Consider the following 13093-nt stretch of genomic DNA (forward strand, 5'->3'; position numbering starts at 1 on the left):
GTTTTTATGACCGATCGCCTCTCCCCCATTCTGCTTAGTAGAGACGCCTGGATCCGTCGACCATCTCACCGGGCATGGCTCGAAATGCAGGGCCGTCGGTTGCTGGATTTCAGCAAGGAAGGTTGTATCGACGGGGGTTTTGCAGGGCTGGATATGGAAGGTCATCTTCCTGAAGGCGCCAAGGCAGAAGCAACCCTGACTGCGCGGTGCGTCCACGCTTATGCGACTGCGGAACTCCAGGGCATTCCAGGAAGCGCGCCGCTCGTCGCACATGGCGTGAATGCGCTCATGACATCCTTTCGGGACCAGCAGCACGGGGGCTGGAACCACTTCGCGGATCAGCCTCATGAGCGCAAGCAGGCCTATCTGCACGCGTTCGTCGCACTTGCCGCGTCCTCTGCTGTTCTGATCGGTGTGGAAGGTGCCAACGCACTTCTCAAGGATGCCATCCATCAGATCGAGACGCATTTCTGGTCTGAAGACGAAGGCGTCATGCGCGAAAGCTTCGCAGATGACTGGTCAGACGAAGAGAACTATCGCGGGGCCAACAGTAACATGCATTCCACAGAAGCCTTCATGGCTCTTGCGGATGTTACCGGCGATGTGAAGTGGTTGCGCCGCGCGCTGCGGATTGTCACCCGGTTTGTGCATGAATTGGCCCCACAGCAGGGCTTCGCAATGCCCGAGCACTTCAACCAGAATTGGGATCTGCTGCAGAATTATCATGAAGACAAACCTACGGACGATCTACGCCCCTACGGCATGACACCGGGTCATTTCGTTGAATGGTCTCACCTGACCGTGAAACTGGAGGCAGCGCTGCTCCGCAGAGGCGAAACAGCTCCGGGCTGGATGCTTCATGACGCACAGGCGCTCTTCGAAACCGGCATGAAGTCAGGCTGGAACGTCGATGGTCTTCCCGGAATGGTTTACACAATCGACTGGGATCACAAACCCCATGTGCCTTCCCGCGTCCATTGGGCTCATGCAGAAGCTCTGACGGCGGCAATCAACCTGTATAAGCGCACAGGAAATCCACATTACGAGCACTGGTATCGCACGATCTGGGACTATATCGACACAACCCTGATTGATCGGGATTTTGGAAGCTGGTTCAACGAAGTGAGCCCGGAAGGCGAGCCAACAGAGCATATCTACAAAGGTAAAGGCGACCTTTACCACGCCTACCAATCCACTCTGGCACCGATCATGCCACTGGCTCCGTCACTCGCAACAGCGATCGAACAGATTGGTGTGCCCTACTGAGCAGGGGTCGGTTTCGTCACCCAGTATACCGGGAGCGCCACGGCCTCCCGGAACAGATAGTAGAGTTCAGGCAGCCGAAAGACTTTTGGATAAGCGCCTGACACGTCTTTCACGCCAGCATGCCGCAATGCCCATTCTGCCCGCATGATATGAAACCACTGCGAAACGACAACCGCCCCTTCCGGCGCTTCCTGCGCAACATGCAGAGCCGTTAGCCAGGTATTGTTTCCCTGTGAATCAACAATGATCGCTTCTGCCGGAACACCGTGATTTTCCAGCCAGTGCGCCATGATTTCAGCTTCATCCTGATGATTGGCAGTTTCCACAGCTCCACTCACCATCAATTCCCGAACGCGCTTTTCTTTCCAGAGTAACAATCCGGTTTCCAGACGGCCCTGCAACGCTGGCTTCGGCACGCCCGCATCCGTGACGGCTGTGCCAAAAATGACGCCCATTTCTGCGGGGCTGGCAGAAGCACGCATACCCGTTACGGCAACGCATGCGCACCAACTCGCACATATAATACCGCCAGCCAACGCCGCTGCCGCAATCCGCTTTCCCCAGCCAACGGTCACGAGTGCTTCTCGCCCTGCTGCTCCCGCATGCGCAGGATGTATAACAACGCCACCACTGCCGCCAAAAAGCCTGACAGTGCTCCGACACCCAGGGACCACCGTGGCCCAAAATAATTGGCAACCCATCCCACAACAGGGGCACCAAATGGGGATGACCCTGCAAAAACAGCAAACCGGATGGCCAGCACGCGCCCTCGCATGGATGGGTCGCTCGAAAGCTGCATGAAGCTGTTACTAGTGGCTGTAAATGTCAGAGATGATACGCCGGTAATGAGTAACGTGCAGGCAAAAAGCCAGTATGTTGGGGCCAATGCTCCCAACAGACAACCCACACCAAAAATCAATGAACCATTCAGCAGAACGTCAAAATCTGCCTTTTTACGACCTGCTGCCAGAAAGCCCCCCAGAATGGTGCCCACGGCCATGGCGGAATTCAGAATTCCATAGCCATGCGCGCCGACGTGAAACACGCCAACTGCCATGGTCGCAATAAAGATCGGGAAATTGAGACCAAACGCTCCGATAATGAATAACATAATCAGAATGGTCCGAAGGTCTTCGCGCGCCCAGACATAGCGCAGTCCGCTGGTCAGGGCATTGCGCTCGGTTTCCCTCGCCCTGGCATGCCGAAACAGGTCTTCGCGGCGAATAAAGAGCAAAGAGCCCATGACGCCGAAAAACGAAAACCCGTTCAAGACAAACGACCAGCCTGAACCAATTTCCGCAATACAGAACCCTGCCACCGCAGGCCCGATCATACGTCCAGCATTATAGGACATGGAATTGATGGCCACGGCATTTGGAAGGTCAGTCTCTCCCACCAACTCACCAACAAACGTCTGACGAACAGGACTGTCAAACGCGGCGACACAACCACTCAGGAAAGCAAACAGATCCACCTGCCAGAGACGGACCGATCCCGTAACGACAAGAAGACCCAGTGCAACAGCCAGCACACCCAGAGCACCTTGTGTAAAAAGCAGAAAGCGATGCTTCTCAACCCGGTCAGCAATCAGTCCGGTCCAGAGCATAAGCAAAAGAGGCGGGGCAAGCTGGAGGGCCATCACGATGCCAATGGCCATGGCATCGTGATGGGTCAATTCAGTGAGAACAAGCCAGTCCTGCGTCGTGAACTGCATCCATGTTCCGATGTTGGAGAACAGTGCTCCCCAGACCCAGACACGATAATTGCGCCGCCCCAGAGAGCGGAAAGTGTCACCCAGCATCAGGGGACACTCCAGGCTGAAAACAACAGGAAGACGGACAGACTGGCATCCACCCACTGTCAGGAATCTTACATTGGATGTCGAGGGTTATTCCGTAGGAATGACCCTCACATCATGATTACAGGTGTCCCTGTTCCAGTTCCTGAGCAAGGGCATCGGCATGATAGACGGTCTTGAGTGCAGCCATGATAGCGCTCGTATCCGTCGAAACCGCTCTATTGCGCTCGCCATCGTAATAAAGATCGCCAGCCAGACTATCGAGATTCCCGTCGAAAATCAGACCTACCACATTGCCCTGCCGGTTAATGACCGGCGAGCCTGAATTTCCACCCACAATATCATTCGTCGAAACAAAATCGAGATTCGTGGACAGTGCCAGATGAGGCTTCGCATCCAGCCAGACCTGCGGCAGGCGGAACGGATCGCTCCCGGTCGCATGTCTGTACATCCCGGCAAAGTTTGTGAAGGGCGCAATGGTCTTGGCACCATCCTGCCAACCTTTGACGGTGCCGTAAGACAGTCTTGGTGAGAATGTAGCATCCGGATAAAGCGTATCTGCCTTTCCTTCTGCCTGAGCGCGCGCAAACTGGGCACGGGCAATCGCACCCTGAGCTTCGTGCATTGGTGCTTCGATCTGATCACGGCTTCGATTGCGGATCACATCCAGAACCGGCTGCAACTGACGTGCCAGAACAATCATCGGGTCCGTAGATGCCTGAATGGCCTTTGCACCGCCCTTATACAACGCAAGGCGCTGCGCAGGATCAGCAAGCTTCGTTCCCTGCATCAGCTCCGCAGCGCGTTCATCGGGGCTTTTTGTGCCGAGAACCAGATGCACGGCAGCATCATCCTCACCCAGCATCTGACGCATCGTGGTCATGCCCAGAGCCAGCGTCATGGTTTCCAGATCGACATGCACAGGCACTTTGGCAGAAATTTCAGCTTCAAGCTCAGCCAGTTCGGCATCGTGGTAGCCCGCACGACGCTCGGCATCCGGCTTCTGTCGCTCCTGCGCGGCTGATACCAGCATGACAGCATCACCCAGCAGGCCATGAACTGTACGGGCAATGGCAAAGTCATGGACGTAAGACTGGCGCTGTACGGCCAGTGCAGCCTCCACTTTTTTGAACGGCTCGCCATAGGTCTTGCGGCGCTCGGCATCCGCATCAATCCAGGCCTGAAGAGCGCGATCTTCCGCTTCACGCTTTTCCATCACGTCGGGTTCCCGCAGAGCCTTCACGGTGCCCGACAGAGATTTCAGGCCGTTCTGAACGCCGAACAGCGTATTTTGCGCTTCAATCAGATGTTCCTTGCTTTCACGCGAATACTGCCAGAGCGCGCCTTCACTGGTAGAATACACCCCAATGATGGTTGGCAGGATAACGTCCCGCTGAAACGTCAATGCACTGGCCGGAAGAGACCGCTGCGTTCGCCCCGGATTACCAGACGTGAACACCAGCTCTCCTGCTTTTGGCCCTTTCGGATCAAACTTGAAGAAAGGTGTGTGGACCGGCTTACCGTCCTCAAACACCCGCAACATCGACAGGTCGATATCATAACGTGGGAAGGTAAAATTGTCCGGATCGCCGCCAAAGAATGCGATATCCTGATCCGGGGCCATCACAAGACGCACATCCTGATACCGACGATAGCGATAGAGCGCAGTTTGACCACCGTGATAGAGCGTCACAACATCACACCGCCAGTGTGTTGCATCTCCGCCCGCACATTCCTTCGTCAGAACGCTACTGGCAGCCTGAAGCGCCTTTGCATAATCCGCCCCGTGCTTGCCTGAGGTCATATCAGCGACACGGCCTGTCACGTCTTTCACCTGATCCAGACGATCCAATTCCATACCCGGACATTGCGGCTCTTTGGAAACATCTGCTGCCGAAAAACCATCATGAAAATAATCATGCGTCTTGTCCGACAGGTCGGTCAGGCAGGTATTGGCACAATGATGATTTGTCATCACCAACCCATCACCAGAGACAAAAGACGCCGAGCATCCTTCTGCCAGACGTGCTGAAGATTGAATGACATGATTGATCCATTCAGCGGAAGGCTCAAACCCATATTGCTGCTTTAACTGACGGGCTGGCAGATGATCGAACGTCCACATTCCTTCCTCAGCCTGAGCTGAACCGAGGGCTGTGCCTGCAATGAGCAGAGCAGGTAACAAGCGCTTAACAACACGCATGACAGATCCTAAAAATGTTATCTTATAACAATACTCTATCCTGCTCTGCCTCGGCGCTCCATCCCTGCCGACGAAATTTTGATACCCCCACGCAATACGGAATTTATTGACATTCGCTCGCAGCCCATGAAGGAGTGCATCTTCACCTTGGGGCGCCCTGACAAAGGGCTGAGAGACTGCTGAGGGTATGTGCTTTCGAGACATACCAGCGCAGTGACCCATCGAACCTGATCCAGTTCATGCTGGCGGAGGGATGGTGGCTACTGACAGATCCACAGACTGGATTTTCGGTGTCTATCGTCGTCCCCGCCTTGCAGGGGGATCGCAGCATTGCAGGCGGGACAGCACCATCATGACCACCAGATTTCCGCGCAAATCCCGTCAGGTTCCTGCCGTCCTGCTCGGCTTGACCGTCTGTGCTGGTACGGTGCACGCAGCTGACACCACAGCCCTCACCCCACCTGCCTCTGTTGCTCCAAAAACCGAACACATAACCGTTCACCGCATCTCTGACAGCGCACCCGGGCACCAGCCCGGCGGCGGACTGATCCGACCGGAAAACAGCGTGCGCTCCGTCAGCTCCGTCAGCCGTGATTACATGGACAAACAGCCTCCGATGGCGACGGCCTATCAGCTCGCCTCCATGCTGCCCGGTGCGAATGTCGCCACATCCGATCCGTTCGGCTTTTCGCCCAACACCAATCTAACTGTTCGTGGCCTGAACAATGATGCCATCGGTTATGTGCTGGAAGGCACGCCGCTGAACGATGTCGCCTACTATTCAGGCTATCCGAGCCAGTTTGCCGATAGCGAGAATTATAGTCAGGTCGCACTTGCCCAAGGTTCCGCAGATCTGGACAGCCCTGTCTTGAACGCCGCCGGAGGGCTAATGAGCCTGTCTTTTCTCGATCCGTCACAGAAAGCCGGGGGCTTCGCCAGCGTCTCCTATGGCTCCTTCGACACCAACCGCGAATTCATTCGCCTTGAAACGGGCAACATCGGCAATTCCGGCATTCGTGGCTTTGTATCCTATTCCCACAGCGCCAGCGACAACTGGCGTGGGCCGGGGCGGGACAAACGCCAGCATGTCGATTTCAAGTTCCTGAAGGACTGGGGTCAGGGCAACCGCGCCAGCCTCATCGGTTCCTTCAACACCACCGTCACCAGCTATTATCCGCAGGTCACGATGGAAAGCTGGAAAGCCGATGGAATTCATGGCGCGAATAACCTTGCTGGCCATTATGACGCCTCCAACGCAGACAACGCCGTCAATTACTGGCGTCTGTGGCGCGCGCCGGAACGCACCTTCTATGCAGGCGCACCCGTCCATTTGCATCTGACGCATAAGCTTTCCCTCGACGTCACACCCTACGCACAGTTCGCCTATGGCAACGTTCCGGGTGGCTCCACACTGACGGAAACAGGTCTCTATAACGGCACTCAGCCCCTGAGTGACACGCTTACGCTACCCAATGCGCAGGACGGGACCGCTGTCGTTCGGGCCAACTACACGCAACGCAGTTATCGCTCCGGCTTCAATTCAGCCCTGCATTACAAAACCGGCTGGAACGATTTCGTACTCGGTTACTGGTACGATTATGGAGACGACAACGAGCAGCAGCCCTTCACAACCGTGTCCGCCACCGGTGCTTCGGGCGATATCTGGGCAGAAAACAGCAGCAGCCTGATCCATCTTGAGAACGGGCAGAAATTGCTGGGCGGTAGCTTCCACACCATTTCCCAGACCAACGCACTCTATGTGGGCGACCATATCTCGCTCCTTCATGATCGCCTGACCATCGAAGCGGGTTTCAAGGCCGTTATGATGAGCCGCGCCGGCACGAACAATGTTCCCGGCCCCCAGTATCGCGTGGCGTCCAACAGCATGGAGCCTCTGCCGCGTCTTGGCGTCCGCTGGCGCATTGATGAGCAGAACCAGATTTTCTTCAACGCCACGACCAATTTCCGCGCGCCAGACCAGACGGCACTTTACAACACCTACGACCCGACCTCCGGCGCACTCGCAACAACAGGGAGCGCGGATGTCCGCAACGAATATTCCATTTCCGAAGAACTGGGATATCGCCGCACGGGACAATGGATCATCGGCAGCCTGACGCTGTTCAACTACAATTTCACCAACCGCCAGATCTCAACGCTGGCCTCCCAGAACGGCTCCATCATTCAGACGACCATGAATGCCGGAGGTCAGACCTCTCGCGGCGTGGATGTGGAAATCGGCCTCCGCCCCTGGCATCATTTCAGCCCTTACGTCTCGGGCGAGTATCTACACGCCACCATTGATAACAACATCGCCTCAGGTGACGATCTTCTGCCAACCAAGGGCAAGATTGCCGTTCGAAGCCCGACACTTCAGGCCGCGGCCGGCATCAGCTACGATGATGGGCACATCTTCGGCGTGGCCACCCTGCACTACACCGGGCACCAATACGCAACGTTCATGAATGATGAGCGGATGTCAGACCGCACAACAGGCGATATTTCCGTTGGCTATCGCTTCGGTGATCTGTCTCGCCTGCATAAGCCCGCCTTGCGCCTGAACTTCATCAACATCACCAATGAACGGTCCCTGTCCGGCATCGCCAGCCCAACCCTGAATGCAAAAGACACGACGGGCACTTACGGCAGCACGATCAGTGGGAGCGCCCCGAGTTATTACATCGGCGGCGGTTTCGCGGCCCTGTTCACCGCGTCCACAGGCTTCTGAACCCGTGGCCGCTCCCGGACAGTTCGGCGTGAAGGGTGTGCAGGCTGAACGGCACTGGCCGCCATTGACGCTCGCTGAAGCAAAACGTGTTCTGGCATTTTTTCCCAACACAGCCGTTCCGGAAACCGTTCTGTGGCATGGACAACGCCCATTCTCCGCGACGGCCCTGATCCGCCTTATCGACGGCACGACGCTGTTCCTGAAGCGCCACGACCCACGCCTGCGCGATCAGAACGCCCTGACGGAAGAACATGACTTCATGGCACACCTTGTGCGCCATGACCTACCCGTGACCTCACCGCTCAAAACGCAGAATGGACATTCGGCGCTGACGGATCATGGCTGGGTTTACGAGGTCTTTCCTCCTTTACCCGGTCTGGACCTTTATCGAGACGTTCAATCCTGGGAGCCGTTTCTCTGTTCCAAACAGGCACATACGGCAGGAAGTGCACTCGCTCGTCTGCATCTTGCGGCAACGGATTATACTGCCCGCGCCCGCCCTGATCGGCTTTTGCTGTCCAGCTTCAACGCCATTACCCACCCGGATCTTGAGACTGGCCTTCGCGTCTGGAGCGCGTCTCAACCGGACCTCAATGCAACGTTAAATCCCCAATCCTGGCAGCAGATCCTGAGTGTTCTCGAACCTTTCCATGCAAAGCTTCGACCCCTCCTGATGGATATTGTCCCCTGCTGGGGACACGGCGATTGGCATCCATCCAACCAGTTCTGGACTTCGGATACTCCAGATGCCGAAATTTGCGGGATCTTTGATTTTGGTATGTCTGATCGCACCTGCGCCGCTTACGATCTCGCCGTTGCCATTGAACGCACTGCCATCTCATGGCTCTCAACCGATTATCGCGTCTCATCGGACCAGCTAACCGCACTTCTGAGGGGCTATCAGAATATCCGCCCTCTCACACCCCAGGAATGCAAACTGGTCGTTACGTTTCTACCGCTTGTTCATGTCGAATTCGCATTGTCTGAGGTCGCATATTACAGCGCGCTGCTTCGCGATGAGGCATCCGCACACGTTGCCTATGCGGACTATCTTCTGGGCCATGCACACTGGTTTGCAGGCCATGAAGGACAACACCTTCTGAACTGGCTCCGTAAAACTCTGAACGGCACTGCGGTATGTCCCTGACAGAACTCATCGCGGCCCTGCTCAGCGCCATGGGCGTGTGGTTGACAGCACGCCGCAACATGGCCTGTTGGCCATTCTCTCTTCTTGCCGCGCTCTTATATGGATGGGTATTTTTCAAAGCTCATCTTTACGCTGATGCCTGTCTTCAGGCTGTATTCTGTGGCTGTCTGATTTATGGCTGGTGGTGCTGGATAAGAGACGGCGCTCAGGGTGATGACACCCTGCATATTCGGCCGCTTTCAGGGCGCGGGCTTCTCTTCGGTCTACTGAGCGGCGCACTAGGCGGCGGATTGTGGGCTTTCTGTCTGGCGCGTTTTACAGATGACCCCACCCCTATGGCTGATGCTTTCCTGAGTAGTTACAGTCTGGTCGCGCAGATCTGGGCCGCGCGACGCCATACGATCAGTTGGGCCTGCTGGATCGTGATCGACACAGCTTATATTGCCATGTTTATCAATCGCACCCTTTATCCAACGGCTGCACTTTACGCGATATTTGTGGGTCTGGCGGTGCATGGACTGTTCAAATGGCAAAGAGCGTCTCAAGAATAACGGGAAAGCAAAGTGTGCTTTCCCGCCACATAAAGAACAGTCTCTCAACCGAAACGCATTTTCCTCAATACGCTACGCTGACTTCTCCCAGGAACATGCGCCCTGCGGATGGCGTTGAACGGTTTGAGAAAAGACTCTGATAGTTCAATCTGTTGGCCAGATTGTAACCATTCATAGAGATTTTCCAATGCTGATTAAAGCGATGGGAAATCATGGCACTGAAGTCTAGGTTGGCGGGTGCACGCAGCGTATTGGCCGCATTCAACCAGACATGCTCACGCCAGGTCAGTCCACCACCCACCGTCAGGTTATAGGGCTTATCCGGGAAGGCACTATATGCGGACCAGAGTGTTGCCTGATTGTGCGGCACATACTGAACATTCTTGCCACGGTTTGCCTTCGTGGCGGAAGACGTCGTGCTGCTATCATAGAGGGCATAGGTCGCGGACACGTTCCAGCCCGGCAGAATGACACCACCGACAGACAGTTCCAGACCCTGATTACGCTGCCGGTCAGAAGAGCCCTGAATTTCACCCGTCACCGGATCAGCGTTCAATGCATTGCCCTTGTCCAGACGGAACAGTGAGGCGGTCAGGCCCAGGCGGTCATGGAGAATGCTGTACTTGGCGCCAAGCTCATAAAGCTGAGCCTTCTCCGGGCTGGCAAAAGAATTGGTTCCCGGACGAATGGGAACAGACCCATTGGTGACGTACATTCCCATTGGGGTCGTGGAATTGGCCCAGGTGAAATAATAAGTCTGATGTTCGTCCGGCGTTACGACAAGGCTGGCGTTCGGATTGAAGACGCCTGTGACATCATGAAAATGCTGATCGGGGTTCTTCGCAACATTGCCTCCCGTCAGATTATAGCTTGTCTGCCAGCGATCCCAGCGGAAACCACCTTTCACAGAGAGCCACTTGGTGAACCAGATCTGATCGAACAGGAACAGACCGGTGTCGAACCCGTACCCATTGCTGTGAGACTTCGCGCCCAGTGAACCCAGAGACACCAGACCACCCGGATTCATGTCCCCTGGTACGAGATCCAGATTTCCCACATGCGGGTTTGGATTAACAAGGTTCGCATAAGGTTTTGGCTTCAGATACGTCGACTGGGAGCGAACATCATTAACGCGCTCCACATCAAACCCGGCAACCAGTTGATGCTTGAGAAAGCTCGTATGGAAATCAGCCACCATTGAACCGACATTCTGCACAGACCAGCTTGTTTGCTCATAAGGCAACGGTGCCATGTACGTTCCGGCGCCCGTGCCCGCGCCTGCACCAACAGGCCCGGAACGCGCAACAAGTGCTTTTGAGGCATCCCCGTTGAAGTAATTATTCACACAGGTGGTATCGCAGGTCGCTTTTGAGGCTGCAAAAGACCGGTAATATTCACCACCACGCAAATCGTCATAGAACGTGACATGCTTGTTCAGCTTGAAGCTGAAACGTGCTGTTTCCATGTTGGAGTTGGTGGCATTCTGGTCGTTATCCGTTCCGTACCAGTTCGTCCGACGGATACCGTATTCCGTAATAGGCTGCCCGTACTTTGCGCCCGGCTTGGTAACGACCGGGACACCAAAATCAGGAACGGAGTTTTCCTGCTGGTGCATGTACTGCAGAATAAGTGTTGTTCTCTTTCCGATCCCAAATGCAAGCGATGGAGCAACACCCCAGCGATGGGAGAAGATATAATCTCGTCCTACAACATTATGCTCATCGCCCATGCCCGTAATCCGGAAGGCTGTAGAGTCATTGATTTTCTGGTTCACATCCAGCGTGCCGCGATAATAACTGCCTGATCCGCCCGAAAAATCAGCGGCAGAATGGTTCTTCAAACCCGGAGTTTTGGTCACCATGTTGATGGCGCCCCCCGTCGTACCATTCCCGAAGACTTCGGAAGACGGCCCCTTGATGACAGACACATTTTCGAAATTGAATGAATCGCGGGAATACACACCGAAGTCCCGCAAACCATCTTCATAAATATCATTCTGGGCCTGAAATCCGCGGATCAGGAACTGATCCCCGTTCATGCCACCAGCGCCCTCACCGATGGACGTTGTCACCCCCGGCACATTCCTCAGAGCTTCATCGAGAGATTTGACATTCTGCTGCTGCATCAGGGCCTGCGGCACAACATTGATGTTCTGCGGTGTATGCATGACATCCTGCGGCATCCGGGAGAGCCCGAGGGACTGATGCATGGTGTTAAACCCATGCCCCTGAACCGTCAGATGTTCGACATCAGATCCTTCGATATCAGTTGGATCTTCAAAATGCCGCGTTGGTGACTCGGGTTTACGCTCTGGCTTTTTTTCATGCTTCACAGGATCAGCTGCATACACCTGGGAAGACATCAGGAGCGTACCGGCAACTGAAAGAGACGTAATGTGTGTGCGCAGCGAGCCTGTCACCGGAACCTCTTCATTCAGACAAGTTATTTTACATTCGGGAATCCCTATATTGGTAATGAGAAACATTCTCAATAGGGTTTTGATAAAGTGTGTCTGTTTTCCGACAAACTCGGTCATGCGAGGACACAGGCAGGCCCCGTTCCCATGAGCGAAAAAAAAAGCCCCGCACCTGAAAACGGGGCGGGGCTTTCTAAAACAGTCGTCGAAGAAACAGATCAGTTCGGCGTTTCATCGTCCGGCGCGAGCGGCTGAACATGCGTCACTTTGCCATACCGATCATAGTAGATCACGGCATCACCACGACGTTCGGCATAACCATCGGGCTGGCCGTCACGGGTGCGGAAAAGCAGCCGAAACGCATCCGGCTGTTCAACCACCTTGTCCCCTGGCGGGCGATACTTGAAGCGACTGAAGTCAGCATGGCTCCGGGGAAGCGAGGAGCTATGATATAGCTCGTGCATGCTTGGCTTCTTGGGCCCGTCACCCTCGGCATCCTGCGCGACAGCCGTGCCCGTCAGGGCAAGAACAGCCAAAGTGGTAGTCAGGATCCTGCGCATGATGCTCTCCGGTCAGTGCGTTGCGGCAGGCACTGTAGGCGAAACCGTCTTCTGGCTCCAGCCACCGCCAAGCGCCCGGTAAAGCGTGACAAGATTCTGGAACCGGGCCGCCTGAACCAGAATGGCATTCTGCTGAGCCTGATAAAGCGTTCTCTGCTGCTCAAGGGTCGTCAGATAACTATCGATCCCGGCATCATACCGCATCTTCGCCAGGTCATACGCCTTCTGTGACTGATCAACGAGGGACTGCATATGGCGGTCCTGAGACAGATACGTCTCACGGGCCGTCAACGCATCCGACACTTCCCGGAAAGCCGTCTGCACAGTCTTTTCATACTGTGCCGCATATTGAAGCTTCTGCGCCTTCGCCATCAACAGATTGCCTTCACTCTGGCCCCAGGTGAAAATCGGCAAACTGATGGAC

10 protein-coding genes and 1 riboswitch are annotated in these 13093 nt (G+C 55.3%); of the genes, 4 read left to right on the forward strand and 6 right to left on the reverse strand.

The annotated features are described in order from the left end of the window. The first annotated feature begins 6 nt into the window (after positions 1-6). On the forward strand, positions 7-1266 hold the full coding sequence (locus tag KP708_RS12945) for an AGE family epimerase/isomerase (protein WP_215750951.1): 1260 nt from the start codon (positions 7-9) through the stop codon (positions 1264-1266). Here KP708_RS12945 and KP708_RS12950 read toward each other — a convergent pair. The 3 genes from KP708_RS12950 to KP708_RS12960 form a co-directional block, all read right to left on the reverse strand. Continuing rightward, a complete protein-coding gene (locus tag KP708_RS12950) occupies positions 1260-1841 on the reverse strand; it encodes a YdcF family protein (protein ID WP_371822774.1) in 582 nt (193 codons plus the stop codon). The genes KP708_RS12945 and KP708_RS12950 overlap by 7 nt on opposite strands. Next, positions 1838-3067 (reverse strand): MFS transporter, encoded by a 1230-nt coding sequence (locus tag KP708_RS12955; RefSeq protein ID WP_211500532.1) that lies wholly within the window; start codon positions 3065-3067, stop codon positions 1838-1840. The genes KP708_RS12950 and KP708_RS12955 overlap by 4 nt, the downstream gene beginning before the upstream one ends. Positions 3068-3185: 118 nt before the next feature. Next, a complete protein-coding gene (locus tag KP708_RS12960) occupies positions 3186-5267 on the reverse strand; it encodes a S46 family peptidase (protein ID WP_215750950.1) in 2082 nt (693 codons plus the stop codon). 138 nt (positions 5268-5405) lie between these two features. Further along, positions 5406-5538, forward strand: a riboswitch (TPP riboswitch). Positions 5539-5619: 81 nt separating this feature from the next. On the opposite strand from KP708_RS12960, the gene KP708_RS12965 reads away from it, so the two are divergent. From KP708_RS12965 to pnuC, 3 genes are read left to right on the forward strand one after another with little or no spacing between them, the layout of a single operon-like run. After that, a complete protein-coding gene (locus KP708_RS12965; RefSeq protein WP_215750949.1) occupies positions 5620-7995 on the forward strand; it encodes a TonB-dependent receptor in 2376 nt (791 codons plus the stop codon). A gap of 4 nt (positions 7996-7999) precedes the next feature. After that, on the forward strand, positions 8000-9142 hold the full coding sequence (locus tag KP708_RS12970) for a phosphotransferase enzyme family protein (RefSeq protein ID WP_371822773.1): 1143 nt from the start codon (positions 8000-8002) through the stop codon (positions 9140-9142). Continuing rightward, entirely contained in the window at positions 9133-9693 is a 561-nt protein-coding gene (gene pnuC, locus KP708_RS12975) for a nicotinamide riboside transporter PnuC (protein WP_215750947.1), read from the forward strand. The genes KP708_RS12970 and pnuC overlap by 10 nt, the downstream gene beginning before the upstream one ends. A 64-nt stretch (positions 9694-9757) precedes the next feature. On the opposite strand, the gene KP708_RS12980 is transcribed toward pnuC, so the two are convergent. The 3 genes from KP708_RS12980 to KP708_RS12990 all read right to left on the reverse strand — a co-directional run. After that, entirely contained in the window at positions 9758-12112 is a 2355-nt protein-coding gene (locus KP708_RS12980) for a TonB-dependent receptor (protein WP_371822772.1), read from the reverse strand. Between the two features lie 215 nt (positions 12113-12327). Continuing rightward, positions 12328-12669, reverse strand: coding sequence for a hypothetical protein (locus KP708_RS12985; protein WP_202207155.1), 342 nt, complete (start codon positions 12667-12669; stop codon positions 12328-12330). 12 nt (positions 12670-12681) lie between these two features. Further along, on the reverse strand, positions 12682-13093 hold a 412-nt coding region (locus KP708_RS12990), incomplete at its 5' end, for a TolC family protein (protein WP_215757192.1).

The sequence above is a fragment of the Gluconobacter sp. P5H9_a genome, from assembly GCF_018812085.1.
Lineage (GTDB): Bacteria > Pseudomonadota > Alphaproteobacteria > Acetobacterales > Acetobacteraceae > Gluconobacter.